At 64.9% G+C, this 26,321-nt stretch carries 27 protein-coding genes; 17 read left to right on the top strand and 10 right to left on the bottom strand.

From position 1 onward, the window contains the following. Positions 1-47 precede the first annotated feature (47 nt). The 5 genes from HUI96_RS14430 (at position 48) to HUI96_RS14410 (ending at position 3,791) form a co-directional block, all read left to right on the top strand. A complete protein-coding gene (locus HUI96_RS14430; RefSeq protein WP_188255364.1) occupies positions 48-719 on the top strand; it encodes an LON peptidase substrate-binding domain-containing protein in 672 nt (223 codons plus the stop codon). Positions 720-867: 148 nt separating this feature from the next. Further along, positions 868-1,704 carry a universal stress protein gene (locus HUI96_RS14425; RefSeq protein ID WP_188255363.1) on the top strand — a complete coding sequence of 279 codons (837 nt, stop codon included), beginning with the start codon at positions 868-870 and terminating at the stop codon, positions 1,702-1,704. 177 nt (positions 1,705-1,881) lie between these two features. After that, a complete protein-coding gene (locus HUI96_RS14420; protein ID WP_210320171.1) occupies positions 1,882-2,319 on the top strand; it encodes a ferritin-like domain-containing protein in 438 nt (145 codons plus the stop codon). Positions 2,320-2,665: 346 nt separating this feature from the next. Next, positions 2,666-3,217: a hypothetical protein gene (locus tag HUI96_RS14415; RefSeq protein WP_188255362.1), complete on the top strand. Its 552-nt coding sequence runs from the start codon at positions 2,666-2,668 to the stop codon at positions 3,215-3,217. A 91-nt stretch (positions 3,218-3,308) separates the two neighbouring features. Further along, on the top strand, positions 3,309-3,791 hold the full coding sequence (locus HUI96_RS14410; RefSeq protein ID WP_188255361.1) for an NUDIX domain-containing protein: 483 nt from the start codon (positions 3,309-3,311) through the stop codon (positions 3,789-3,791). Positions 3,792-3,809: 18 nt separating this feature from the next. On the opposite strand, the gene HUI96_RS14405 is transcribed toward HUI96_RS14410, so the two are convergent. The 6 genes from HUI96_RS14405 to puuE all read right to left on the bottom strand — a co-directional run bounded on the left by HUI96_RS14405 (position 3,810) and on the right by puuE (position 8,774). Beyond that, positions 3,810-4,241: a potassium channel family protein gene (locus HUI96_RS14405; protein WP_188255360.1), complete on the bottom strand. Its 432-nt coding sequence runs from the start codon at positions 4,239-4,241 to the stop codon at positions 3,810-3,812. A gap of 96 nt (positions 4,242-4,337) precedes the next feature. After that, entirely contained in the window at positions 4,338-5,282 is a 945-nt protein-coding gene (locus HUI96_RS14400) for a cation diffusion facilitator family transporter (protein WP_188255359.1), read from the bottom strand. Positions 5,283-5,380: 98 nt separating this feature from the next. Further along, a complete protein-coding gene (locus HUI96_RS14395) occupies positions 5,381-5,974 on the bottom strand; it encodes a nucleoside deaminase (RefSeq protein WP_188255358.1) in 594 nt (197 codons plus the stop codon). Positions 5,975-5,979: 5 nt separating this feature from the next. After that, the gene (locus tag HUI96_RS14390; protein WP_188255357.1) at positions 5,980-6,480 is read right to left on the bottom strand and encodes an ureidoglycolate lyase; all 501 of its coding nucleotides are present in this window, start codon (positions 6,478-6,480) and stop codon (positions 5,980-5,982) included. Further along, the gene (locus tag HUI96_RS14385; protein WP_188255561.1) at positions 6,477-7,304 is read right to left on the bottom strand and encodes a bifunctional allantoicase/(S)-ureidoglycine aminohydrolase; all 828 of its coding nucleotides are present in this window, start codon (positions 7,302-7,304) and stop codon (positions 6,477-6,479) included. Before HUI96_RS14385 ends, HUI96_RS14390 begins: the two co-directional genes overlap by 4 nt. Positions 7,305-7,334: 30 nt before the next feature. Next, positions 7,335-8,774, bottom strand: a complete 1,440-nt coding sequence (gene puuE / locus HUI96_RS14380; RefSeq protein ID WP_237684136.1) for an allantoinase PuuE — start codon at positions 8,772-8,774, stop codon at positions 7,335-7,337. A 190-nt stretch (positions 8,775-8,964) separates the two neighbouring features. On the opposite strand from puuE, the gene uraH reads away from it, so the two are divergent. The 5 genes from uraH (at position 8,965) to HUI96_RS14355 (ending at position 15,514) form a co-directional block, all read left to right on the top strand. Continuing rightward, a complete protein-coding gene (gene uraH / locus HUI96_RS14375; RefSeq protein WP_188255356.1) occupies positions 8,965-9,330 on the top strand; it encodes a hydroxyisourate hydrolase in 366 nt (121 codons plus the stop codon). 15 nt (positions 9,331-9,345) lie between these two features. Continuing rightward, positions 9,346-10,821, top strand: a complete 1,476-nt coding sequence (gene xdhA, locus HUI96_RS14370; RefSeq protein ID WP_188255559.1) for a xanthine dehydrogenase small subunit — start codon at positions 9,346-9,348, stop codon at positions 10,819-10,821. 1 nt (position 10,822) lies between these two features. After that, the gene (xdhB, locus tag HUI96_RS14365) at positions 10,823-13,168 is read left to right on the top strand and encodes a xanthine dehydrogenase molybdopterin binding subunit (RefSeq protein WP_188255355.1); all 2,346 of its coding nucleotides are present in this window, start codon (positions 10,823-10,825) and stop codon (positions 13,166-13,168) included. Positions 13,169-13,244: 76 nt separating this feature from the next. Beyond that, a complete protein-coding gene (xdhC, locus tag HUI96_RS14360; RefSeq protein WP_188255354.1) occupies positions 13,245-14,225 on the top strand; it encodes a xanthine dehydrogenase accessory protein XdhC in 981 nt (326 codons plus the stop codon). Between the two features lie 368 nt (positions 14,226-14,593). Next, positions 14,594-15,514 carry a hypothetical protein gene (locus HUI96_RS14355; RefSeq protein WP_188255353.1) on the top strand — a complete coding sequence of 307 codons (921 nt, stop codon included), beginning with the start codon at positions 14,594-14,596 and terminating at the stop codon, positions 15,512-15,514. 36 nt (positions 15,515-15,550) lie between these two features. Here the strand turns inward: HUI96_RS14355 and HUI96_RS14350 are convergent, their stop codons facing one another. Then, positions 15,551-16,471 carry a LysR family transcriptional regulator gene (locus HUI96_RS14350; protein WP_188255352.1) on the bottom strand — a complete coding sequence of 307 codons (921 nt, stop codon included), beginning with the start codon at positions 16,469-16,471 and terminating at the stop codon, positions 15,551-15,553. 141 nt (positions 16,472-16,612) lie between these two features. Here HUI96_RS14350 and HUI96_RS14345 point away from each other — a divergent pair, with 141 nt between their 5' ends. The 4 genes from HUI96_RS14345 (at position 16,613) to HUI96_RS14330 (ending at position 21,159) form a co-directional block, all read left to right on the top strand. Then, positions 16,613-17,845, top strand: coding sequence for a urate hydroxylase PuuD (locus HUI96_RS14345; RefSeq protein WP_188255351.1), 1,233 nt, complete (start codon positions 16,613-16,615; stop codon positions 17,843-17,845). Between the two features lie 46 nt (positions 17,846-17,891). Beyond that, a complete protein-coding gene (guaD, locus tag HUI96_RS14340) occupies positions 17,892-19,208 on the top strand; it encodes a guanine deaminase (protein WP_188255350.1) in 1,317 nt (438 codons plus the stop codon). Between the two features lie 127 nt (positions 19,209-19,335). Then, positions 19,336-19,839 (top strand): heme-degrading domain-containing protein, encoded by a 504-nt coding sequence (locus tag HUI96_RS14335; protein ID WP_188255349.1) that lies wholly within the window; start codon positions 19,336-19,338, stop codon positions 19,837-19,839. Between the two features lie 24 nt (positions 19,840-19,863). After that, entirely contained in the window at positions 19,864-21,159 is a 1,296-nt protein-coding gene (locus tag HUI96_RS14330; RefSeq protein ID WP_188255348.1) for a glycerate kinase type-2 family protein, read from the top strand. Here HUI96_RS14330 and HUI96_RS14325 read toward each other — a convergent pair. The 3 genes from HUI96_RS14325 to HUI96_RS14315 form a co-directional block, all read right to left on the bottom strand. Further along, on the bottom strand, positions 21,137-21,811 hold the full coding sequence (locus tag HUI96_RS14325) for a UdgX family uracil-DNA binding protein (protein ID WP_188255347.1): 675 nt from the start codon (positions 21,809-21,811) through the stop codon (positions 21,137-21,139). The genes HUI96_RS14330 and HUI96_RS14325 overlap by 23 nt on opposite strands. Positions 21,812-21,989: 178 nt before the next feature. Then, positions 21,990-23,375, bottom strand: coding sequence for a glutamine synthetase family protein (locus HUI96_RS14320; protein WP_188255346.1), 1,386 nt, complete (start codon positions 23,373-23,375; stop codon positions 21,990-21,992). 30 nt (positions 23,376-23,405) lie between these two features. Further along, complete coding sequence (locus HUI96_RS14315; protein WP_188255345.1) at positions 23,406-24,779, bottom strand: aspartate aminotransferase family protein; 1,374 nt, start codon at positions 24,777-24,779, stop codon at positions 23,406-23,408. A gap of 157 nt (positions 24,780-24,936) precedes the next feature. Between HUI96_RS14315 and HUI96_RS14310 the strand changes: the two genes are divergently transcribed. The 3 genes from HUI96_RS14310 (at position 24,937) to HUI96_RS14300 (ending at position 26,296) form a co-directional block, all read left to right on the top strand. Then, the gene (locus tag HUI96_RS14310) at positions 24,937-25,374 is read left to right on the top strand and encodes a hypothetical protein (protein ID WP_188255344.1); all 438 of its coding nucleotides are present in this window, start codon (positions 24,937-24,939) and stop codon (positions 25,372-25,374) included. 144 nt (positions 25,375-25,518) lie between these two features. Continuing rightward, positions 25,519-25,977 (top strand): phasin family protein, encoded by a 459-nt coding sequence (locus HUI96_RS14305; protein WP_188255343.1) that lies wholly within the window; start codon positions 25,519-25,521, stop codon positions 25,975-25,977. 106 nt (positions 25,978-26,083) lie between these two features. Then, positions 26,084-26,296, top strand: a complete 213-nt coding sequence (locus tag HUI96_RS14300; RefSeq protein ID WP_188255342.1) for a Trm112 family protein — start codon at positions 26,084-26,086, stop codon at positions 26,294-26,296. Positions 26,297-26,321: the final 25 nt, after the last annotated feature.

Genomic DNA, 26,321 nt, shown 5'->3' with positions numbered 1-26,321 from the left:
GATCCAGCCTGCTGCTCCAGATTAGGAGTGGCGCAACGGAGAGATGGATGCAGGCGGGAAACGCCCACTACCGGCGCGCGTCGGACATCCCGACGACCATTCCGGTCTTCCCCTTGGCTGAAGCCCTGCTTCTGCCCGGCGGGCGCATGCCCCTCAACGTGTTCGAGCCGCGGTATCTGCAACTGGTCGACGATGCGCTGAAGAGCGACCGTATCGTCGGAATGGTCCAGCCGGCGCTGGATGGGCGCAAGCGCGACGACGAGGAGCCGGAGCTCTGCGAGGTTGGCTGCATGGGCCGCATCATCTCGCTGGCCGAGACCGGCGACGGCCGCTACCTGATTTCGCTGCAAGGCATCTGCCGCTACCGGATCCTGGAAGAATTGACGGCCAAGACCCCGTTCCGCCAGTGCAAGATCGCGCCTTTCGTGGCGGATCTGGAAGAGGACCGCGGCGCAGGCGAAGTGAACCGGCCCGGCCTGCTCAAGGCGTTTCGCGCTTACCTGCAGGCCAATGATCTCGAGGCCGACTGGGATAGCGTCAGCCGGGCCGACAACGCCATGCTCGTCAATGCGCTGTCGATGATGGCTCCCTATGGCGCGGCCGAGAAGCAGGCGCTGCTGGAAGCTCCCGATCTGAAGACCCGCGCCGAGACCCTGATCGCCATCACCGAGATGACTCTCGCGCGCGACGGCGACGATTTCGGGCCCGGGCTGCAATAGAAGGCGCGCGGGATACATCCCGAGCACCTCGCCGGAGCGCCAGAGATTGCGCTTGAGCCAGATCAAGGAGCCCGTTCCTCGCTCGTGAAATGAACGGTTCCAAGCCGTATCCCAAAGGAAGCGGCCATTCTCGATGAGGAGGCGGCCGATGAAGATCGAAGCGTTCCTTCCGCTCGTCACCTATCCCGAGGCCAATTCCGATGCGGTAGCCGCCAACGCGGCCTCGGTTGCCGGGCTCATCGATGCCGAACTCAACGCCCTTGCGATCGAGGTCGACATCCCGTCGGTCTCAAGCCCGCTCTCTCGATTGCTGACGGATGTGCCGGAGATGATCCGGGATGCGGAGCTCCAAAGCCACGAGCGCGGGGAGCATCTGCTCGCCAGGGTGACCGAGCAGGCGGGCGAAAGGGGGGTACCGGTGACAGTCAGGACCTCCAAGTCGCTCGGAGCCCTGCTCCCGGACGTGGCCACCGAGAATGCCCGCTATTACGATCTCACCATGCTTGGCTGGGAGGCCGGGAACGAGACGTCCAGGATGGTCGCGGAAGCAGCTGTTTTCGGTGCCGGCCGGCCCGTTGTTCTGATGCCGGAATTGACCGGCATCTCGTCGCTTTCCCGGATTGCCGTCGCCTGGGATGGCAGCCGGGTCGCCGCCCGAGCCCTGGCGGATACCGCCGTGTTCCTGAGACAGGCCTCAATCGTGGACGTGCTGACGGTCGTCGATGAGAAGGCGCTCAATGACAAGGACATTTCCGAACGGCTTGCCGAGATTCTTCGTCGGAAGGGGCTCGTCGTGGATACCCATCGCCTCAATTCGGAGGACTGCCCGATCGGGGTCGCTCTCCAGGACCATGCGATCGAGTTGGGCGCGGAATTGCTCGTGATGGGCGCCTATGGTCATTCGCGGCTTCGCCAATTCGTCCTCGGCGGCGCCACCAGGGATGTTCTCGGCGATCTTCGGCTGCCGACGCTGATGTCGCACTGAGGGTCTAGCCTGCCTCGCCGTTCTCTAGCCAGCGCCAAAATGGCGTCACGGCCGTGCCCCTACTGGCTCCTGCGCAGACAAAGCCGCCCGCGAAAGGGAACCGGAGCGATGTCTGAGCGTTGCCTGGAGTTGACCTCGCGGAATGTGGGTGGACATATGGCACAGCAGGAACCTGCGATGACGCGCGACAAGCTCGCTTCGCTACTGAACGAAGATCTGGCTCGTGAGTATCAGGCGATCATCGCGTATGTCGTCTATTCCCAGGTGCTTAAGGGCGCCGAGTACATGAGCATCGCGGATCAACTTCAACAGCACGCCGCCGAGGAGTTGAAGCACGCTCTGACCATATCGCAGCAGATCGACTATCTCGGCGCGATGCCTACGGTGGAGCCGAAACCCGTAAAGGTCTCCGACAGCGCGGAAGAGATGTTGCGCGCAGACCTTCAGAACGAAGCCGATACGATCAAGAACTACCGCGAGCGTGTTCGGCAGTGTGAGGCTATGGGCGAGTTCGCCATAGCCGAGCACATCCGCGAGATCCTGCTTGACGAGCAGGACCATCTGATTGATCTCGCCACCGCTCTTGGCGAGGACGCACCAGACCTAAGCAAATAGTGCTCTCATAGCGGCTAACCCCATGCGACCGCATCAGCGCAGCGCGACGCATGGTGCCGCGCGGCATCATCTCGGCTTGGGTCATAGCTCCAAAATCTGCGCAACGTGCCTGACCAAGTCGTCAGAGCTTAGTTAAGAGCATAGTAGGCCAAAGGATTCTGCGCAGCGCCAGGCGTCCTTGATGCGCATCAAGGCGGCGCACCTACGCCTGGAGAAAGCTGAAATTCAATCCGAGCGATCATCGCCCGCTCGACATTTTTGGCCGCTGGATCAGCCGGCCTCAGCTTCGACCGGGTGAGTGAATCCGGCGAATCGCGGTTTCCGCCAATCCATCCCGGAGAATGACATGGCCATCCTCCCGACCGGTTGTCCGGATTCGCACAGGAAACCGGCCGAACGGACGCTACCCCTCGGTGCTCTGACAGCCTTCGTAGTCTTCTCGATCGTGGGGTCCGGCGTGTTTATTCTCTCCCAGAACATGGACATCGATGCCTGGTGGCTTCCGATCGTGGTGGGCTGGGTAGGGACCGCTGCCGGCATTCTGGCGCTGGTCCTAGTCTATCAGCCCCGCGCCGTACGCCGGGGGGAATGCACTCGAGAGCATGCCCCCGACCAGGGAGGCTCCCGGCAATCCGCGACTTGGAAGGGTCTATGGCGCATCGTTCTGATACTGGCAGCCACCGCCTACGGATGCTTGGCGATCTACGCGGTCGGCCCGGGGTTTCTCCTGATGTGCGCGGTTCTGTCCGTCCCTGGCATACTGTTCTTTATCTGGGCCCGCCGCGAAACCGGGCAGCACGCGATTGGCCCGCTCGAAGCGCTTCTCACGGCAACGATCGTCGTCATCTGCCTTCTCGCGACCTTCCATATGTGGACCGGGGTAGTCAGTCCTCCCTGAGCGAATCCCTGCGATTCCCTGATCTCCGAACCGATTTCTGGGTGCCTGGCATGGTAGGCTGCGGATGCCCCGATTCTTCTAGGGAGTTCGTATGCCCCGCCGCAGCGCCGGCATTCTGGCATTCCGTAGTACGGGTAAGCAGCCCGAAGTCCTGCTCGTCCATCCGGGCGGACCGTTCTGGCGCGTTCGCGACGCCGGCGCTTGGTCGATCCCGAAGGGCGAGCATCTGGAGGCTGAGGAGCCTCAGGTGTCCGCGATCCGTGAGTTCACCGAGGAAACCGGATGGATCCTGCAGTCGGAGTTGATCCCGCTTGGCCAGGTTCGTCAGAGCGGAGGCAAGATCGTGACGGCTTTCGCAGCCGAGGCGGACTTCGACACGAGCACCCTCAACAGCAACCTGTGCGATATCGAATGGCCGCCCCGCAGCGGCCGCTCGGTCACGATCCCCGAGGTTGACCGGGCGGAATGGTTCACCCTGCCGCTCGCGCGGGAGAAGATCATCGCCGGGCAGCTTCCGCTAATCGATCGGCTGCAGGAGATCATCGGTGCGATCCCTCTGCCGGACGACGAGTAGAACCGGACTATTGCATTATCAGAAGTGCACGCCGGTTCGGAACGGCCCGAAACGTATCCCGGCGGCGATGAGATAAGCGGTAGACCACCCGATCATCAGCAGCCCGTTCACGCCTTCCAGCGCCGCCATCATGCGCCAATGCGGTTCCGGCACGACGTCGCCATAGCCGATAGTGGAGAAGGTGACCGCCGAGAAATAGAGGGCGGTCTCGAAATCGGGGAGCACGCCGAGGATACGGTAGGCGATAGCCCAGATCCACACCTGCGCCGACAGCACCATGAACGCGCCGATCGAAACGCTCAGCATGGCAACCACCTTGCTGCGGCGGCCGTGCATGCGGAACCGATCGACCAGCGTCGCCATCACGTGCGTCACCGCGATGAGGCCGAAGGTGTGCACGAGGATCGTCAGGATGATGACGAAGGTTCCGGTGGCGAGATTGACGAGCATGAGCCCTCAGGTGGCCCGGTTACGCTTTCTACGGTCCGGACCTTCGAAAGGCATATCCAAGTGTGGGGTCATTGCCAATCGGGCTGGCGGCCTGCATCAATCCTCAAGCCTGGCCCGCCGCGCCCTCCACGTCGCCGGCGTCTGCGGCTTGACGAAGACGGTGACAAGTTCCGGCACGCGCTTGCGAAGTGCGGCCTCCAGGCGCAGCACGCAGGCTTCGATCTCCGGTGCCGTTGCTGCGTCCTCGAATTCCAGGCTGAGCGCAGCAATGATCTGAGTCGGGCCGAGATGGACGCTGATGACGCCGTTTGCGCTTCGCACGATCGGATCGGCGCCTGCTATGGACAGGATGGTCTGCTGCAGGGCCGGTTCGGCGGCCTCGCCCATGAGCAGCCCCTTGGTTTCGCGCGCCAGCATCGCAGCGGTAAGGGCGAGGATGAGACCAATCCCGACCGACGCGACGCCGTCGAACTCAGGACGTTCGAAATATTGAGCGGCCGCTATTCCGGATGCGGCCACGAAGAGGCCGAGCAGGGCAGCGGTGTCCTCGAACAGGACGGTGAAGACGCTCGGGTCCTTGCTGCGCTCGACGGCCTCGAGATAGCCCAGGCGGCCCTTGGTCGTGCGGAACTCCTTCAGGGCAACGAGCCACGAGAAGCCTTCGAAGAGCATCGAGAGCCCCAGGACCACATAGGTGGCGGTGAAGTTCTCGATCGGCTCAGGCTCGAGGATGTGCAGGACACCTTCGTAGAGCGAGACCCCCGCTCCAAGGGCGAAGACGAGCAGGGCGACGATGAAGCTCCAGAAGTAGACTTCGCGGCCGTGGCCGAAGGGATGCGTCTTGTCCGCCGGCCGTGCGGCGCGGTGCATGCCGTAGAGGAGCAGCCCTCCATTGCCTGTATCGACCAGCGAATGCACGCCTTCCGAGAGCATGGCCGAACTGCCGGTAAAGAACGCCGCGACGAACTTCGTCGCCGCGATCAGCAGATTGCCGGCCAACGCCGCATAGATGACGGTTTTGGATCCGGTTCTGGCTGCCAACGGATCGTCTCCCGATCGACAGCAGCCGAACGACTGAAACGCCTGCCCGTTGCATGGCTCGCGACATTATACCGATGGCCGGACGGCGAACCCCGCACTCAGCTCAGCGGGATGTCGTTGTCATCCTTGCTGCGCTGATAGACGTCGGAGAGTTCGGCGTAGCGCCGCGATATCGTGTCGATGCGGCGTTCCAGTCGCGTTCGGTCCGGCTCCGGCAACTCGCGGACCAGCTTCTGGATCGCATAGCTCCGCCAATAGGCGTTCTCGGCGTTGTAGCCGCCCGGATCGAGGGTGAAGACCTCCTTCAGGATCCGCAGATCGTGGGGAATGGCGAAGCTGTCGCGGGAATCCTCGTGGCTGAAGAGGAAATAGAAATTATCGAACCCTGCCCAGGTGATCGCCGACAGGCACAGCGAGCAAGGCTCGTGGGTGGACAGGAAGATGCAGTCCTTCGTGTCGGGCCGGTCGGCTCTGGTCAGTTCATAGAAGCGCTTCAGGCAGTGCACCTCGCCGTGCCAGAGCGGATTCTCGATCTCGTTGTTGGTCTCGGCCAGCACCAGCGATCGGTCGCCCTTCCTCAGGATCGCGGCCCCGAAGATCTTGTTGCCGGCTGCCACGCCCTGCGCGGTCTTCGGCAGGATGTCGCCTTCGATCACGTCGAAGAGGCGGTCGATGAGAGACGCGTCGGCCATGATGGTCAGCTTTCGGGCAGCCTGACTTCGTACGGCTGCTCGAAGAAGAATTCCTCGAGATTCGTCCCCTGTCCGCCACGATCGACGATGGCAAAATCCTGCGGCTCGCCGATGGGCGTCAGAACGCCGTGCCAGGTGTTGATCGGATAGTTCACGCCCTGGCCGGGACCGGCCAGGAAGGCGTGCGGCTCGCCCGGCCGGCCGTTCTCGTCATGACACACGACGACGAGGAAGGGGCGGGGCTGCAGCGGGATGAAGGCTTGGCTGCCGAAGGGATGGCGCTCGACCATCGTGAGCTTGAGCGGCAACTCGTAGGGCGTGCCGCGCACCGTGGAGATCAGGACGTGACCCTCCGGCCCTGCCGCTTCAGCCTTCGCCTGCGCATGGTAGCGCTCCGCCTTGCCCCCGTTGATCGGGTAGTGATTGTCGCCGCCGATCTCGATGACCTGGCCGAAGGGGACGAAGGCCTCGCGGGAGAGGGGGCGGGCGATGATGACGCGGGTCATCGGGCAATCCCCAGCTTCGGGTGCCTGTTCACGTCCTTGTAGAGCAGATAGCGGAAACGCCCCGGTCCACCGGCGTAGCAGGCCTGCGGGCAGAAGGCGCGCAGCCACATGTAGTCGCCGGCCTGCACCTCCACCCAGTCCTGGTTAAGCCGGTAGACCGCCTTGCCCTCCAGTACGTAGAGCCCGTGTTCCATCACGTGGGTCTCCGGGAAGGGAATGATCCCGCCCGGCTCGAAGGTCACCACCGTGACATGCATGTCGTGGCGCAGGTCGGCGGGATCGACGAAGCGCGTCGTCGCCCAGCGGCCCTCGGTGTCCGGCATCGGCAGCGGCGGGATGTTGTTCTCGTTGGCGAAGATCGGCTCCGGCGCCGCGATGCCCTCCACCGCCTCGTAGGCCTTGCGAATCCAGTGGAAGCGCGCGGTGGCGGCGCTGGCATTGCGCAGGCTCCAGCCGCTGCCTGGCGGCAGGAAGGCATAGCCGCCCGGGGTCAGGCGATGCGCGGCGCCGCCCAATGTCACCGTGACCTCGCCCTCGACGACGAAGAGCACGCCCTCGGCGCCTGCGTCCGGCTCGGGCCGGTCGCTGCCGCCACCCGGCTCGACCTCCATCACATATTGCGAGAAGGTCTCTGCGAAGCCGGAGAGCGGCCGGGCGATGATCCACAACCGGGTCCCGTCCCAATGCGGCAAGTAGCTGGCGACGATGTCGCTGAACTCGCGGCGCGGGATTACCGCATACGCCTCGGTGAAGACCGCACGGTCGGTGATCAGGTCGGTCTGCGGCGGTAGGCCGCCCCTCGGCGCATAATAGCTGCGTTCCACCATCTTGATCGAGTCCATGGGTTTGGCCGCCTATTGCGGCAGGATGTCTTTCAGTCGCAACAGCGCGATGCGCTCGACCTGCTTGCACGCGGTCTCGAATTCGGTCCCGCGATCGTTGGCGATCCGGGTCTCGAACGCGGCGAGGATCTCGTCCTTGGTCCGCCCTTTCACTGCGATGATGAAGGGGAATCCGAATTTTTGGACATAGGCGCTGTTGAACTCGGTGAAGCGCTGGCGCTGCGCATCGGTCAGGGCGTCGAGACCGGCGGACGCTTGTTCCTTGGCCGACTCCGGGGTCAGCCGCTTCGCCTGTGCGAGCTTACCGGCGAGGTCGGGGTGCGCCTTGAGCACGGCGAGCCGCTCGTCCTCGCTGGCCGAGCGGAAGGCGCGGCAGAGCGCATTGTGCACGCCGCCGGCGCTGTCGTGCGCGGGTCCGAGTTCGAGCGCGAAGGCGCGCTCGGCGACCCAGGGCGAGTGCTCGAAGATGCCGCCGAATTTCTGCACGAACGCTTCGCGGTCCATGCGCGACGGCCGCAGCGCTGGTGCGCTGTAGGGATGCGTCTCGCGCCAGTGCCGTGCGATGTCGACACGCCGGGCGAGCCATACGCGCTCATGCGACTTCACATAGTCGATGAACCGCTGGAGCGCCGCGGCGCGCCCAGGCCGGCCAACCAGTCGGCAGTGCAGGCCGATGCTCATCATCGCCGGACGCCCCCGCCGTCCCTCCTGGTAGAGCGTGTCAAAAGAGTCCTTCAGATAGGCGTAGAACTGGTCGCCGGTGTTGAAGCCCTGCGCCGTTGCGAAGCGCATGTCGTTGGCGTCGAGCGTATAGGGGATGACGAGTTGCGGCGGGATCGGATTGCCGTGACCGTCGTGATCGAGCCAGTACGGCAGATCGTCGTCGTAGGTGTCGGAGACGTAGTCGAAGCCTTCTTCGGCCGCGAGCCGCACCGTGTTCGCCGAGGTACGGCCGGTGTACCAGCCGGATGGGCGCTGGCCGGTGACCTCCGCGTGCAGGCGGATCGCCTCCGACATATGGGCGCGCTCTTCCTCCAGGCCGTATTCGCGGTAATCGATCCACTTCAGCCCGTGCGAGGCGATCTCCCAGCCGGCCTCCTGCATGGCGGCGACCTGGTCGGGCGAGCGGGCGAGCGCGGTGGCTACCCCATAGCTGGTGACCGGGACGTTGGCCTCGGTGAACATGCGGTGGAGGCGCCAGAAGCCGGCGCGCGCGCCGTATTCGTAGATCGACTCCATGTTCCAGTGGCGCAGGCCGGGCCAGGGCTGCGCGCCGACGATCTCCGACAGGAAGGCTTCGGAGGCGGCATCGCCGTGAAGCACGCAGTTCTCGCCGCCCTCCTCGTAGTTGACGACGAACTGGACCGCCACGAAGGCGCCGCCCGGCCAGCGGGGATCGGGCGGATTGGCGCCGTATCCGCGCATATCCCTGACGTAACGCTTTGGAGTCATGGTCTGGTCTTGCCGAGCCTCGAGCCGATTGCGGACGGCAGGATAAACGAGGGTGGCGCGCCGCCAATCCCCTTCAAAAATTTGAAAGTCTTTTCGTGGCCTTATGCTTTCGCGCATAATAGCCATGGCCTTTAATCCATTACCGCTGGGCAAACCCTTTCCACAGCGGCAAGTTCGGGAGGAGCGCCGGATGGCGAATGCCGGAAGCGGGCGGCTGACCACACATGTGCTGGATACGGCGATCGGCAAGCCGGCCGCCGGCCTCGCGATCTCGCTCTATCGCATCGAGGGTGAAACGCGCGTCCATTTGAAGAGCGCGATCACAAACGCCGATGGCCGCTGCGACGCGCCACTGCTGGAAGCCGAGTCGTTTGCGCCCGGCGAATATGAGCTGGTGTTCTCGGCGGGCGACTATCTGCGGGCGCGCGGGGCGGAGTTGCCGAACCCTCCATTCCTGGATGTCGTCCCGATCCGCTTCGGGATTTCCGAACACGCGCACTACCACGTGCCGCTGCTTCTCTCGCCTTTCGGCTATTCGACTTACAGGGGGAGTTGAGTGAGCGCCACCGCAATGCCGCAACCCGCTATCCGCTCCGAACTCCGCTTCATCCTGAACGGCGAGGACGTCGCCCTTTCCGATTTGCGGCCGGACGAAACGCTGCTCGACTTCCTGCGGCTCTCCCGCTCGCTGCGCGGCACCAAGGAAGGCTGCGCGGAGGGCGATTGCGGCGCCTGCACGGTGCTGGTCGGGCGCCTCTCGGGCGGGCAGCTCGTTTACGAGACGGTGAATGCCTGCATCCGCTTCATGGGCTCGCTGGACGGAACGCATGTCGTCACCATCGAGCATCTGAAAGGCGCCGACGGCAAGCTGCACCCCGTTCAGCAGGCGATCGTCGATTTCCACGGCTCGCAATGCGGCTTCTGCACGCCCGGCTTCGTGATGTCGCTCTATTCGCTCTGGATGCGCGATCCGCAGCCTTCCGATGCCCGCATCGAGAAGGCCCTGCAGGGCAATCTCTGTCGCTGCACCGGCTACGAGGCGATCATCCGGGCGGCGCGCGCAATCTCGCACTACGGCCAGACGGGGAAGGATCTCTTGGCGACGGAGCGCGAGGCGATCATTGCGCGCCTCTCCGCGCTTCGGGACGGACGCCGCGTCGAGATCGGCGGTGAAGCTGGGCGTCTGGTCGTGCCGGCATCGCTGGACGATTTTGCCAGCCTCTACGAAGCGGAATCGCGAGCGACGATCGTCGCCGGCTCGACCGATGTCGGTCTGTGGGTGACCAAGCAGATGCGCGACATCTCCCCGGTCCTGTTTATCGGCGGCCTCGACGAACTCAAAAGCATTTCGGAGCATGGCAGCGCGATCACCATCGGTGCCGGCGTCACCTACACCGAGGCGTTCTCGTTGCTGGCGAAGCGCATACCGGCGCTCGGGCCGCTGATCGACCGCATCGGCGGCGAGCAGGTGCGCAACATGGGCACGATCGGCGGCAACATCGCCAACGGCTCTCCGATCGGCGACACGCCGCCGCCCTTCATCGCGCTGGGCGCCACGCTGGTGCTGCGCAAGGGCCGCGAGCGGCGGACCATGTCGCTGGAGGATTTTTTCATCGCCTATGGCAAGCAGGACCGCCGACCAGGCGAGTTCGTCGAGAGCGTGACGGTGCCGCTGCCGGAGCCGGACGAGAGGTTCGCGGTCTACAAGGTTACCAAGCGGCGGGACGAGGACATCACCGCCGTGCTCGGCGCCTTCCGGCTTTCACTGGCGGCGGACGGGTCGGTGGCTTCGATCTCGGCCGCGTTCGGCGGCATGGCGGCAACCCCGAAGCGCGCCAGTGCCGTCGAGGCCGCTCTGATCGGCCAGCCGTGGAGTCAGCTTGCAATCGAAAGGGCGGCGGCGGCCTTCGAGAGCGATTTCACGCCGCTCACCGACATGCGCGCCAGCGCCGAGTATAGGATGCTGGTGGCGAAGAACTTGCTGCAACGGTTTTTCCTGGAGACGAGTGGCGCGGAAGCCCAGGTCGGGCGGAGCGAGGCGGCGTAAGATGACCCAGCACACGCCCAACCTGAAGGCCGAAAAAATCGTTGGCGGGGTGGCCGTCGACCAGCGGCACGATTCCGCCCACAAGCATGTGACCGGCGAGGCGATCTATATCGACGACATCCCAGAGCCCGCCGGCACTCTGCATGGCGCGATGGGACTGTCGACAGTCGCTCATGGCGCGATCCGCTCGATCGACCTGTCCGCGGTCAAAACCGCGCCGGGGGTGGTCGCGGTGCTGACGGCCGAGGACATCCCCGGCGAGAACGACATCTCGCCCACCGGCCGCCATGACGAGCCGATCCTTGCTTCCGGCAAGGTGGAGTTCTTCGGCCAGGCGATCTTCTGCGTGATCGCCGAAACGCGAGAAGCGGCCAGACGCGCCTGCCGCCTCGCCCGGATCGTTTATGACGAGCAGCCGGCGATCCTCGACGTCTGGGATCTCGACCCGGCCAAGGACCGGCTTGTCACCCCGCCCCTCGAACTGAAGCGCGGCGATGCTGCGGGAACGATCGCGGCAGCGCCGCACCGTCTCAAGGGCCGCATGCGCGTCGGCGGCCAGGACCATTTCTACCTCGAAGGCCACATCTCGGTCGCCGTGCCCGGCGAGGACGGCGATGTGACCGTGCATTGCTCGACCCAGCACCCGAGCGAGGTGCAGCACATGGTGGCGCATGCGCTTGGCCAGCCCAGCCATTCCGTCACCATCGAGGTGCGGCGCATGGGCGGCGGCTTTGGCGGCAAGGAGACTCAATCCAACCAGTTCGCGGCCCTCGCTGCAGTCGCCGCCAAGCGGCTCGGCCGTGCGGTAAAAATCCGGCTCGACCGCGACGACGACATGACGATGACGGGCAAGCGCCACGATTTCGTCGTCGACTACGAGGCGGGTTTCGACGACGAGGGCAACATCCTTGGGGTCGACCTCACCTATGCCGCGCGCTGCGGCTACTCGTCGGACCTGTCGGGGCCGGTGACCGACCGCGCGCTGTTCCACTGCGACAACACCTATTTCTGGCCCGCTGCGCATGCGCGTTCGGCGCCGCTTTACACCAACACCGTCTCGAACACCGCATTCCGCGGCTTCGGCGGCCCTCAGGGGATGATCGGCGCGGAGCGGCTGATCGACGAGGTAGCGTTCGCGGTCGGCAAGGACCCGCTCGAGATCCGCAAGCGGAATTTCTACGGCACGACAGCCCGCAACGTCACGCCCTACCACCAGACGGTCGAGGACAACATCATCCACCGCATCGTGGCGGAACTGGAGGAGAGCTCCGATTACGCGAAGCGGCGCCGGGAAATCGCCGCGTTCAATGCCGGCAGCCGGGTCATCAAGCGCGGCATCGCGTTGACGCCGGTAAAATTCGGCATCTCCTTCACGGCGACCCACTTCAACCAGGCCGGCGCGCTAGTGCATGTCTATACGGATGGTTCGGTGCACCTGAACCATGGCGGCACCGAGATGGGGCAGGGCCTCAACGTCAAGGTCGCGCAGGTGGTCGCCCATGAGTTCCAGATCGACATCGGCCATGTGAAGATCACCGCCACGACGACCGGCAAGGTGCCGAACACCTCGGCGACGGCCGCCTCCTCCGGCTCGGACCTCAACGGCATGGCGGCGCAGAACGCGGCGCGGCAGATCAAGAAGCGGCTGATCGACTTCGCCGCCGACAAATACAGCGTGCCGCACGACCAGGTGGTGTTCCTGCCCAACCGGGTGCGTATCGGCAACCAGGAGATCCCCTTCGCCGATCTTATCAAGCAGGCATATTTCGCCCGCATCCAGTTGTCGGCGGCCGGTTTCTACAAGACGCCAAAGATCCACTGGAACCGCGACGAGGGCCGCGGCCACCCCTTCTATTATTTCGCCTATGGCGCCTCCTGCTCGGAAGTGTCGATCGACACGCTGACGGGCGAATATGTGGTGGAGCGCGCCGACATCCTGCACGATGCCGGCCGCTCGCTGAACCCGGCGATCGACCTCGGCCAGGTCGAAGGCGGCTTTGTCCAGGGCATGGGCTGGCTGACCACCGAGGAGCTTTGGTGGGACGAGAAGGGCCGGCTGCGCACGCACGCTCCGTCCACCTACAAGATCCCGCTCGCCTCCGACCGTCCGCGCATATTCAACGTGAAGCTGGCCGACTGGCCGGAGAATCGCGAGCCGACGATCCACCGGTCGAAGGCAGTGGGCGAGCCGCCCTTCATGCTGGCCATGTCGGTGCTGCATGCGCTCTCGGACGCCGTCGCAAGCGTGGCGGACCACAGTATCTGCCCGAGGCTCGACGCACCGGCGACGCCGGAGCGGGTGCTGATGGCGGTCGAGAGGTTGAGGCGCGAGGCGGCAGGGGCATAGCGTCTTTCGCGCTCGCGTGCTCCCGCCGTCGTCATGCTATAAGGGCTCGCATGATGTCAGTGATGTGTGCCGCGCCATGACCGGCCGGTTGGCAAAGCTCCGCTCCTTCATCGAATCCGGCCCCACCGCGCTGGTCGAGGTGGCAGAAGCCAAGGGCTCGACGCCACGAGAGCGGGGCACCTGGATGCTGGTCTCAGCCAAAGGCATCTTCGGCACCATTGGCGGCGGCCAACTCGAATTCATGGCGATTGCCCGGGCACGGGAGATGCTGGGGGGCTTGTCCCCCCTCGAGGAGGAGATGTCGCCGCAGGCGACAGAGGCGGTTGGTGCGGCCGCGCGCGACACAACTAAACGGCCGAGAACGGCCGCAACGACCCCTCCCGGCGGCTCCGCCGCCACCCTCCCCTCAAGGGGGAGGGGAGCGCGGCTATCCATCCCCCTCGGCCCGGAGATCGGCCAGTGTTGCGGGGGGTTCGTAGAACTCTCGATCCGACTGGTCGACGAGGATTTAACGTCGGCACTGCTGCAGAAGGCGGCCAAAGAGGAAGCGAAGCTACCGCATGTCTATATTTTCGGCGGCGGCCATGTCGGCCATGCCCTCGGCGCCGCGTTCGCACTGCTGCCGGTGCACGCGACCGTGGTCGAGACGCGGGCCGAAGCGCTGGAGGATATCGCCGGGACGATCCCGACCAGGCTGACGCCGGTGCCGGAGGAGGTCATCCCCGCCGCACCGCCTGGTTCGGCCTTCATCGTGCTCACCCACGATCACGCGCTCGACTTCCTCATAACGGCCGAGGCACTGAAGCGTGAGGATGCGGCCTATGTCGGCATGATCGGGTCGAAGACCAAGAAGGCGACGTTCCGCAGCTGGTATTTCAAGACGGCCGGCGGCACGGAAAGAGCGTTCTCCCGGCTGGTGTCGCCGATCGGCGGCGATGCGGTAAAGGACAAGCGCCCGGCCGTGATCGCGGCACTCGCGGCTGCCGAGGTGATGATCGCGCTGGCTTCGTTTGCCGAGCGAAACGACACGGCTTCGACTGCCGGAGCGCGGCACTAGCACGCGCTGCCGACCGCGCTTGCTCGAAGAAGCTGAGCCCTATTTCCACATGTTCCCGCTCACGCCGAAGTCGACACGAAACCCGCCCGCCGAGTGACCCGGAGGCGGGCAAAAGCCTCGAACGGCAGTCGTCCTCAACCTCATCGGAGCCGCCGAAGCAGCGGAAACTTCAAGTATTTTGGCGAATGTGGGAACTTTGTTCCTTCATTCTGGTTGTGGCGTGCAATGCAGCCTTACGGGAGGTTTTCATGCACGGCATCATCTACTTAGTCGGCCTCGTCGTCATCGTTCTCGCGATTCTCTCACTGCTTGGGCTGCGCTGATCCAGGTGGATCAGTACCCGCCCAACATCAGTCAGGAGCATCCCGATGACACTCGCCGACAATCCATCCGTTACGACTGCGGCCGTCGTGGCCGAAGAGACTCGAAGCTATGTCGACTGGCCCGCGATCTTCGCCGGCACCCTGATCGCGACCGCGATCTCCTTCGTCCTGATCACTTTCGGTTCGGCGCTCGGCCTGTCGCTGACCTCCGCCTACAAGGGCGAGGGCATCTCCCTTCTGGGGTTCGCCATCGCAGCCGCCCTCTGGCTGCTGTGGGTACAGATCTCCAGCTTTTTCGCCGGCGGCTATCTGACCGGCCGCATGCGACGCCGCGTCGGCGATGCGACCGAGCATGAATCCGACATCCGCGACGGCTCGCACGGGCTGGTCGTGTGGGCACTGGGGCTGCTGATCGGGGCGGCAATCGCCTATTCCGGCGTGAGCGGCGCTCTTTCCACTGCAGCCAACGCGGTCGGCTCGGCGGGCGGCGCGGCGGCGAATGCCGCATCGAACGTCGCCGGCCAAGCTCTCGACCAGAATGCGCTTCTGCTCGATCGCCTGGTACGGCCGGGAAATCCGCCGGCAGCGCCAAATGCCCCTGCCGACCAGCAGGCAGGCGCGGAGCGCGACGCACTCGGCCGCATTCTCATGAGCGCGGTCAGCGATCAGGGCATGAACGATGCCGACCGGCAGTATCTCATCCAGACAATCGCGGCCCGGGCTGGCATTCCGCCGGAAGAAGCGCAGAAGCGCGTCGATGAGATCGTCCAGCAGGCGAAAGACCTCGAGGCCAAGGCGCGCGCCGCGGCCGAGCACGCCCGCAAGCTGGCGATGCTGGCGGCCTTCATCACTGCCGCCTCGCTCTTCGTCAGCGGAGCGGCCGCCTATTACGGCGCCACGCTCGGCGGCAACCACCGCGACCGGCAGACGGTGTTCCCCGACTGGTCGGGCCGCTGGCGGCTCTGAAAACTTCGGCTCTGGGGCCAGAACTGCGGGCCGCGATCAGCGGCCCGCAAGGATGTCGCGGATAAGCCGTTGGCAGCGCTCGGCCATGAAGTCGAGCAGAAAGCGCACCTTCGGATCCTGCAGCTTCTTGTGCGGATAGACGGCCGCCAGTTGCACGGGCGAGGGCGGGCTATCGGCCAGGATCACTTTCAGGCGCTGGTCGCGGATGAAGCGCTCCACTTCGAAACGCGGCTTGTTGATGATGCCGCGCCCTGCCAGCGCCCACTCGGTGAGCACATCGCCGTCGTCCGAATCGAACGGCCCCCTCACCTCAAACTTCGCCGGACCGCTTGGGGTGTTCAGCGTCCAGTAATGCTCCCGCACGCCGGGGTAGCGCAGCATCAGGCAGTCATGGCCGTCTTCGACCAGTTGCTGCGGTAGGCTGGGCTCGCCCCGCGCCGCCAGATAATTGGGCGAGGCGACCAGCACGCGCTCGCACTCCATGATGCCGCGCATCCTGAGGCTCGAATCCTCCAGGAGGCCAAGCCGGAAGGCGACGTCGATCCCTTCCTTCATCATGTCGACATTGTGGTCCGACAGGCGCAGCCGCACCTCGATCTGCGGATAGCGGTCGCGGAATTCCGGTATGCCCGAGGCGATAAGGCGCCGGCCGAGCCCGAGCGGGGCGGTGACGCGGATCGTCCCGCGCGGCTGGCCGGACAGGGCACTTACGGCTGCCTCGGCCTCGGCGACGGCGTCCAGTACGCGCTTGGCCCCTTCATAGAACACAGTGCCCTGTTCGGTCGGCATCAACTGACGGGTGGTGCGGTTGAAGAGCCGCACGCCGAGATGCTTTTCGAGCTCCTTGATGCGGTTGGAGGCGACGGCGGGCGAGACCCTCAGGTCGCGCCCGGCGGCCGAGAGATTGCCAAGCTCGACAACTCGGACGAAGACACTCAGATTATCCAGGTAGGCCATTCAGGAACCAGCTTCACCAGCCATCCGAAATCGATGATAGCAGCACATTATTTTCCAGATTTTTTTGAAAGTCATCGTGCATCATTCCCCTTTGCAGGCGCGATGGAAGCCGCGACAATCGCCGCGTGGGCGAGGTGCTGAATGCTGGACGTTGCGATCTTCTGGGAGTGGCTGAGCTTTGCCGTGCGCTGGCTCCACGTCATCACCGCCATCGCCTGGATCGGCTCCTCCTTCTACTTCGTCGCGCTCGATCTCGGGCTGCGCAAGCGGTCGGGCCTTCCCGCCGGCGCGCATGGCGAGGAATGGCAGGTCCACGGCGGCGGCTTCTACCACATCCAAAAATATCTGGTCGCGCCGGCCGAACTGCCGGAGCACCTGACCTGGTTTAAGTGGGAGTCCTACGCCACCTGGATGTCGGGCTTCGCGATGCTGGCGGTCGTCTATTATGCCGGCGCCGACCTCTTCCTGATCGACCGCAACGTGCTCGACGTCTCTGCACCGGCCGCGATCGGCATCTCGATCGCCTCTCTGGCGCTCGGCTGGATCGTGTACGACCAACTCTGCAAGTCGCCGCTGGGCAAGAACGACACGCTTTTGATGATCGTGCTCTATGCGGTCGTGGTGTTCATGGCTTGGGCCTACACGCACCTCTTCACCGGCCGCGCCGCCTTCATCCATCTTGGCGCCTTCACGGCAACGATCATGTCGGCAAACGTCTTCATGATCATCATCCCCAACCAAAAGATTGTTGTGGCCGACCTTATCGCCGACCGCACGCCCGACCCGAAATATGGCCGCATCGCCAAGACGCGCTCGCTGCACAACAACTACCTGACGCTGCCGGTGCTCTTCCTGATGCTGTCGAACCACTATCCGCTGGCGTTCGCGACCGAGTTCAACTGGATCATTGCCTCGCTGGTGTTCATCATCGGCGTGCTGATCCGCCACTATTTCAACACCATGCACGCCGGAAAGGGGGCGCCGAGCTGGACCTGGGCGGCATCCGCCATCCTGTTCGTCATCATCATCTGGCTCTCCACCGTTCCGAAGGTACTGACCGGCGACCAGGCATCCGCGCAACCGAATGCAGGCCATCAGGCGCTCGTGGCGTCAGCACACTTCCCCGCCGTGCGTGACACCGTTCTCGGGCGCTGCGCCATGTGCCATTCGGCCGAACCCTACTATGAAGGCATCTACCTGCCGCCGAAGGGCGTGGTGCTCGACAACGATGGCGAGATGGCCCGCCACGCCCGGGAGATCTACCTGCAGGCCGGCCGCAGCCGCGCCATGCCGCCCGGCAACGTCACCCACATCACGCCGGAAGAGCGCGCGCTGCTGGTGGCGTGGTATGAGGGGGTGGAGAGGTCGAGGTGATCTCGGTTAAGGGGGTGCTTCACCATTCGCAGACGCGGAGCTGCCCATGACTGCCACCCTCCTTCGCGGCCGCATCCTTTCCTTCCTGCGCTGGCCGGAGACGGCCGAGGACATGGCCGCATGCCGCTACGAGGAGGACGGCGGGCTGCTGCTGCGCGACGGCGTGATCGCCGACGCGGGCCCGTTCGATGAAGTGAAAGCGCGGGCGGGTGCAGATGTGCCGGTCATAGACCACCGGCCGCACCTTATCCTGCCGGGTTTCATCGACTGCCATGCGCACATGCCGCAGATGCAGGTGATCGCCTCCTACGGCACGGAGTTGCTCGGCTGGCTCAACACCTACACCTTCCCCGAGGAATCGAAGTTCGTGGACGCGCAGCATGGGCGGCGCATCTCGCGGCTCTTCCTGGACGAGGTGATCCGGCACGGTACGACGACAGTCGTCGCCTACTGTTCGGTGCACGAGCAATCGGCGCAAGCCTTCTTCGCCGAATCGCACGAGCGCAACATGCTCAACATCGCCGGCAAGGTGATGATGGACCGCAACGCGCCCGAGGCGCTCCGCGACACGCCGCAGTCGAGCTATGACGACACCAAGGCACTGATCGCCGAGTGGCACGGACGGGGACGCCAGCACTATGCGGTGACGCCGCGCTTTGCCATCACCTCTACGCCCGAACAGATGGAGATGGCGCAAGCGCTGATGCGCGAGCATCCGGACCTGCACCTGCAGACGCACCTTTCGGAGAACCGCGCCGAGATCGAGTTCACCCAGGAGCTATATCCGTGGTCGCGGGACTACACCGACATCTATGAGCGCTATGGGTTGCTAGGGCCGAAGAGTCTCTTCGGCCACTGCATCCATCTGTCGGAGCGCGAGGCGGACGCCATGTCGGAGACGGGGTCGGTGGCGGTGTTCTGCCCGACCTCCAATCTCTTCCTCGGCTCCGGCCTGTTCGATTACCTCCGCTATCGCCGGCGCCCGAAGCCGCTGCGCATCTCGGTGGCGAGCGACGTCGGCGGCGGCACCAACTACTCCATGCTGCGAACCATGGACGAGGGCTACAAGGTGATCGCGCTCAATGGCGAGAAGCTCAACCCGCTCGCCTCGTTCTGGCAGCTGACGCGCGGCAATGCCGAGGCGCTGTCGCTGTCGCACCGGATCGGCACACTGGAGAAGGGTACCGAGGCCGACATCATCGTGCTCGATTCATCCGCTAACCCCGGCATGCGGCTCAGGATGGAGACGGTGCGGACGCTGGCCGAGGAGCTCTTTTTGCTGCAGACGCTGGGGGACGATCGCGCGGTAGCCGAGGTCTATGTGGCAGGGAAGCCGGCGAAGAGCGTGTTGGGCACGAAGTAGGAAAGGGCCGCGACACATCAGAGATAGGCTTGGGGTGCTGGGCCAAGAGAACCATCCGACTTGACTGCCGCAGTCATTCGCGTAAGCCGCAGCCATGCGCCCCAAGGTGCAAAAACAGGGGATGACCTTGAGCACAGACGCCGACCTCCGCATCATCGCCGAGCAGGAAAAGGAACTCGTCTTCGAGAGCTTTGACGAGGCGACCGCGTTCGAGCTTGGGGCGCTGATCCGCAGCCGGGGGATTGACGAGAAGCTGCCCATCATCATCGACATCCAGTTGTGGGACCGGCCGCTCTTCTATGCCGCGCTGCCTGGCTCCACGGTGAATAACGCCGATTGGGCGCGGCGCAAACGCAATGTCGTCCGGGTGTTCCACAGAAGCACCTATGGGCTGGCGCTCGAAAAGGCGACGCCGGACGGCCTGTTCCCGGCCCGTTACGGCCTCGACCCCGCCGATTATGTGCTCGCCGGTGGCGGTTTTCCGATCCGCGAGAAGGGAGCCGGGGTGATCGGAGCCGTCTGCGTCTCCGGCCTGCCGCAGCGCGACGACCATGCGCTGGTCGTGGCGGCGCTGTGCGAAAAGCTTGGCAAGGACCTTGGCTCGCTTGCCCTGCCGCAAGCCGCGTCCTAACGGACGATCGCAGAAAGTGGATTGATGCTCGATCCGAAAGAATTTCTTGCGTCGCTGTTTCGCGCCGCCGTTGCGGCCGCGGATCCCGAACTGACGATCAGAAAACACCTTCCGAAGAAGCCGAAGGGGCGCACCATCGTTGTCGGCGCCGGAAAGGGATCGGCGCAGATGGCTGCGGCCTTTGAGAAGGCCTGGGACGGGCCGCTCGAAGGTGTGGTCGTGACCCGCTACGGGTTTGGTGCCAAATGCGACCGGATCGAGATCCTAGAAGCCGCCCATCCGGTTCCTGACGAGGCAGGATTGACCGCTTCGACTCGTCTCCTGAAGGCGGTATCCGGGCTGACGGAAGACGACCTCGTCGTCGCGCTCATCTCGGGCGGCGGTTCCGCCCTGCTGCCCTCGCCTCCGCCGGGCCTGATGCTTGCCGATGAGATCGCAGTGAACGAGGCCCTGCTTGCCTCCGGCGCGCCGATCAGCGCCATGAACACGGTGCGCAAGCACGTCTCCGGGATCAAGGGCGGCCGCCTCGCGGCGGCGGCCCACCCGGCGCAGGTGGTCACACTGGTTGTGTCGGACATACCCGGCGACAATCCGGCGATGGTCGCTTCCGGCCCTACGGTTCCCGAGGCGTCGACCCGCGCCGATGCGCTGAAGATCGTCGAGACCTACCGCATGAAGCTTCCGGACGCCGTCATGGCGCACCTGGCTTCCCCGGCCGCCGAGGCGCCCAATCCCGTGGACGAGCGCTTTGCCGGCAACGAGGTGCATGTGATCGCCTCGGCGGCCGTGTCGCTGGAGGCCGCCGCCGAAGAAGCGCGCCGGCAGGGCACGGAGGCGGTGATCCTGTCCGATTCCATGGAGGGCGAGGCGCGCGACGTCGGCGCGGTGCATGCGGCGATCGCCCGCGAGGTCGCGCTTCGCGGCAGGCCGTTCACGCGGCCGGTGCTGATGCTTTCGGGCGGTGAGACGACGGTCACGCTGCGCGGCAAGCCGGGCAAGGGCGGCCGCAACAGCGAGTTCCTTCTGTCCTTCGCGATCGGCATAGACGGCGTCGACGGCGTCCACGCGCTCGCCGCCGACACCGACGGGATCGACGGCAGCGAGGACAATGCCGGCGCCTTCGCCGATGGCGGCAGCGTCGCCACCATGCGTGCGGCCGGCGTTGACGCGAAATCCCTGCTGGCGGGAAACAATGCCTGGACCGCCTTCGAGGCAGCCGGCGGCCTGTTCGCGCCGGGACCGACCGGCACCAACGTGAACGATTTTAGGGCAATCCTCGTTGGCCTGCCGGAAGAGATCAGGCAGCCATCAGCTTCCTGACGCTGATCATGTCGGCGCGGAAGCGGGCGCGCTCGGCCTCCTTGTCGGCCGGCTCGCGGATGCGCAGGATGAAGGACGGGTGGACTGTGATGAACACCCTCAGCCCGTCCTCGCGCTCCAGCACCTGACCGCGCATGCGGGTGATCGGGACCGCCTTGCCGAGCAGCGATTGCGCCGCAGTCGCGCCGAGCGCCACCACCAACTCGGGCTCGATGATCGCCAATTCCTTGTCCATCCACCATCGGCAGGCGCTGATCTCGCCCGCATTGGGCTTGGAATGGATGCGGCGCTTGCCGCGCGGCTCGAACTTGAAGTGTTTCACCGCGTTGGTGACATAGACCTTCGTCCGGTCGACCTCGGCCTCGTCAAGGATTGCATCGAAGACGCGTCCGGCGGGACCGACGAATGGGCGCCCGGCCAGATCCTCCTGGTCCCCCGGCTGCTCGCCGACGAAGATCACGCGCGCGTTCTCTGGGCCTTCGCCAAACACTGTCTGGGTGGCGTTCGCCCAGAGCGGGCAGCGCCGGCATCCCTCCGCCGCAGCGCGCACCGCCGGGATGGTGGTCGCATCAGAGCCGTCGCTGGTGGCAAACGGTAGTTCCGCGTTCCCGCGCCTGGCCCGTACGCCTGCGTGATGTGATGCGGTCGGCATCTTCCATTCCGGTCTGCATGGCCTTCACCATCAACCGGGCGGTGTCGAAGATGTTCCGAGAATCGGCTCACCCTTTCTCCCGTTGCGTCCTCGACGGTCGCTTTGTCGCTCACCCTGTCCCGCGCGCCAGGGCCATCGCTATGGACGCTTTGACGAGCTTGAGCGGCCCTGCCGCCGCTCAGACTTCGTGCAGATATAGGTGGTAGTCGAGTTCGCTCACCGTCCGGGCGACGCGCATGTATTCGGCGCGCTTGATCGCCGTGAAGGTGCTGTGAAGGTCCGGGCCCAGCGCGGCCTTCAGGAATTCCGACGCGCTTGCGGCTTCGATCGCCGAGCGCCAGTCCGCCGGCCCGCTGTCCAGGTGCGGCGCCGTCTCGTAGCCATTACCGGTCGTCTCGGGGCCTGGGTCGAGCTTTTCGTCGAAACCCTTGGCGATCGCGGCAAGCACCGTCGCCGCCACCAAGTAGGGGTTGGTGTCCACGCCCGAGACGCGGTGCTCGATCCTGCGCGCCTTGACGCCGCCCGCCGGAACCCGCAGCGCCACCGAGCGGTTGTTGACGCCCCAGGTCGGCGCCAGCGGCGCATAGGACTGCGCCACGAAGCGCCGCCAGGAGTTCGCGTGCGGGGCGAAGACAAGCATGGATTCCGGCATGGTCGCCGCCATGCCGCCGAGCGCATGGAGCAGCGCTTCGTTCCAGGTCCCTTCCGTCTCCTCGGCGAAGACGTTGCGGCCCGCCTGGTCCGGCATGGAGATGTGGAAGTGCATGCCGGAGCCCGCGTATTTTTCGATGGGCTTGGCCATGAAGCAGGCGGTGACGCCATTCCTGCGGGCCTGCATGCGCACCAGCCGCTTCAGCAAGACGAGATCGTCCGCCGCCCGCACCACGTCGTCGCGGTAGTGCAGCGTCAGCTCGTACTGTCCGGGCGCGTATTCGGAGATCAACGTTTCGGTGGGAATGCTTTGCGCCTTTGCGCCGGCATAGATGTCGGAAAACAGCGGCTCCATGCCGTGCAGATGGTCGACCGAATAGACCTCGGTCTTTCCGCTGTGGCGTCCGTCGAGCACCGCATGAGCCGGCTGGACGCGGCCCTCGGCGTCGCGTTCGTTCTTCAACAGGAAGAATTCGAGCTCGAAGGCGCCAGCGGGCTTTAGGCCGCGCGCCGCAAACGCCTCCACCTGACGCACCAGCGCGTGGCGCGGGTCGGAGCTCATCGGCGTGCCATCGAGATGGTACATGGACAGGAGCACCTGCCCGCGGGCTGGGCTCGTGCCGTGCAGCGGCAAGAGCGTGCCGGGGATCGGCCAGGCGCGCAGGTCGCCGTCGCCGGAATCCCAAATCAGACCGGTCTCGTGGACATCCTCTCCGGTGATGTCGAGGCCGAGGATCGAGATCGGCATATGCCGGCCGCCTTCGTAGATCGCCATCAGTTCGTGCCGGCGGATGATCTTGCCGCGGCCGATGCCGTTCACGTCGGTGAGGACGATGTCGAAGGCCTCGATCTCGGGATGCGCCTCGAGAAATGCGGCGGCTTCTGCTGGGGAGGATCCGGACGGAGAGGTCATGACATCACAACTGAAAGGCGGGTGCTTGTCTCACGCCGCGAGTTCGGCTGCAACCTCGCCGAAGGCGGCGACCAGCCGGTCGACTTGGCCCCCCGTCGTGGCGGGCGAGATCAGCATCATGTTGTGGAACGGCGCGATCAGCACGCCGCGGTTGACCAGCGCGACGTGGATGGCCGCCTCGAGTTCGGGGGCTTGGGCGGCATAGGCCTCGCTGCCGTTGCGCAGCGGCCCGGGCGCACAGATGAACTCGACGCGGGCACCCACCCGCGCGACGTGCCAGGGCAGCGAATGGTGGGCGATCACGTCCAGCAGCCGCGCCTGAAGCCGGACGGCAAGCCCTTCCATGTGCTCGTAGTTCTCCGCGGTCATCACCTTTTCCAGGGTCGCGCGCATCGCCGCGAACTGGAGCGGGTTGGCGGAAAGCGTGGTGCCGATGCCGGAATAGCCCGGCTCCTTGGTCGACAGATAGCGCTCGTAGCGCTCCGCCACCTCGGCGCTGAGGCCCCAGACGCTCGCCGGGACGCCGCCGGCGACCGGCTTGCCCAGCACGAAGATGTCGGGCTCCAGCCCGTGCCTGCGGGTGTAGCCGCCGCGCGCGGTGGAGATGGTGTGCGTCTCGTCGATCAGCAGCAGCGTGCCTGCCGCCCGCGTCACGCGTCTCAGGTCCGCATGAAAACCGTCTTCGGGGAGCACCATGCAGGAGTTGGTGAGAACCGGTTCGGTGATCACGCAAGCGACGTCGCCTCCGCTCAACGCCCGCTCCAGCGCCGGAGTGTCGTTGAACTCCACGACCTCCGTGTTTTCGGTGAGATCGCGGAACTCGCCGGCGAGCCCTGCCTTATTGGCCGGCTGTCCGCTCTTCAGGCGGACGAAGGTCTCGTCGACCGCACCGTGGTAGCAGCCATTGAACACCAGGATCTTTGGCCGACCGGTGACGGCGCGGGCGACCCGCAGCGCGAAGCGATTTGCGTCGCTTGCGGTGGTGGCGATCTGCCAGAAGGGCAGGCCGAAGGTCTCCACCAGAAGGCGGCCCACGGCGGCCGCATCTTCCGTCGGCAGCATGTAGGTGAGCCCGCGCTCGCTCTGGCGCCGGATCGCGGCGACCACCGGCGCGGGCGAGTGCCCGAACATCGAGCCGGTGTCGCCCAAGCAGAAATCGGCAAGAACATTGCCATCAATGTCCGTGATCGTCGCGCCCTTGGCGCACTCCGCCATGATCGGAAAGGGCGTCGGCCAATCGTTCATCCAGTGCATCGGCACGCCGCCTAAAAAACCGGTCAGCCCGCTGCCAAAACTCTTCTCGGATTTAGGACGGGCGGCGCGAAAGGCGGCCGCCTCTCTTTCGCGCAGCCCTGCGATGTGCTCGCGGTGGATGCCGCCCTGAATTGTCGAGACGTTGTCCAAGACCGCCCCCCTCTTTGAAGGTTGTCTAGCCAATGGGGAACGCGGAAGGCAACTGGGGTCGAGGTGCTTCACGCGCTCGCCGCAATTTGCCAGGGACGGCGGTTGACTCCTTCCGACAGCCGGGCTGCGATCGGCCTGAATCAATCGCGGGAATCAGATGCGCATTCCAATTCTGCTGGCGGCAACGCTGGCGACCGCTCCGGTCCAGGCTTCGGGCGGGATCTGGTGCAGCAGCGAGGACGGCCCGGTGAAGATCGAACTGCAGGCGGGCGTGACACACGGGATGGGATTTGCTGTGTTCGATCTACGGGCGACCGCCGAAACCGAGGACAAGAAGGTCCGCGAAGACCTGCGCAACAGCAGCTTCGGCAAGTCGGAGCTTGCGCAATACTGGTTCCGCGATGGCGAGATCCGCGTGGGGTTCTATCGCGAGCAGGCCACCGATCCGTTCGGTTCGGTAGAGGTGGTGATCCGGGCAAACGCCGACGACGAGCCGAGCTACTCGGGAGACTATACCTTTACGGCCTATGACAATGCGGGCGGCAAGGGCGTGGAGGTCGTCCACAAGGGGAAGATCAACTGCGGCGCGGAGTGAGTTCAAAACGCTTCAGCTACGAAAAGCGCGTTCGCTTCGGGGAAGCGCCTCAAACATTTCCGGGCGTCGACATCGCGAGCCTGCAAGGGACGACGCAGGGCGCAATCCGCGCCGAACATATCTTCACGAGCGAGCGAGCCGGCGTTGATCGGTGTCAAGGACCGGGTGCCAACCCGTACTATGCTGTTTCGAGCTCAAATCGAGGAAACCCCAATGCAAGAACAAGAACGATGTAGCTGGGAGCAAGCGGCGACAGCCATGCCGTTCCTGGCAGCCGGTCAGAAGATGGCGATCGCTGCGGCACGGCTGAACGCCCAGGCCCTTAAATCGGTGATGTGGTACCAGATCGAAGTTTTGGGCTTCATGCAGCATCGTTTCGAGCAGAACCTAAAACTCCTGGATGATCTGATCGAGAGTGGCGAGTACAACGATGCCTTCGACGTGTGCTCCGTTTTCGTGGAGAACGCCGCGTGCGAATTCAACAGCGAAGCCGGCAGGATGGCAACGATAGGGTCGCGGCTTGCCGTCGAGACGGCTAGCCGCGTCCGCAAGGAAGCGGACACAAGGATCGAGGACATCATGGCGGCGAGGATCGCCGCTTAACGTGAGAAGTTGTTCGGCCAGTGACAACCAAGAATGCGGGCGATAGGCTGCTTCGCAGTGGAAGGGCCGGAGAGTCACACGCTTACTTGGCCATTAGCGAGAAGTCATGGACCATCAGCAGGAAAAGAACAGGATCGATCCCAAGCTTCTCGAGTTGCTCGTATGCCCGCTGACGAAAGGCAAGCTCACTCTGGACAAGGATCGTGGCGAGTTGGTCTCGCGCGCCGCGAAACTTGCCTATCCGGTGCGGGACGGAATCCCGATCATGCTCCCCTCTGAGGCGCGATCCATCGGCGACGAAGGAACGCCAGGCACATAGTTGCTGGCATGCCCTGACTCGAACT

It is taken from the genome of Pseudaminobacter soli (ex Zhang et al. 2022), assembly GCF_014595955.1.
GTDB classification, from domain to species: Bacteria; Pseudomonadota; Alphaproteobacteria; order Rhizobiales; family Rhizobiaceae; genus Kumtagia; species Kumtagia pseudosoli.
Note: the sequence above shows the minus strand (reverse complement) of the source record. Positions and strands in the feature narration are given on the sequence as shown.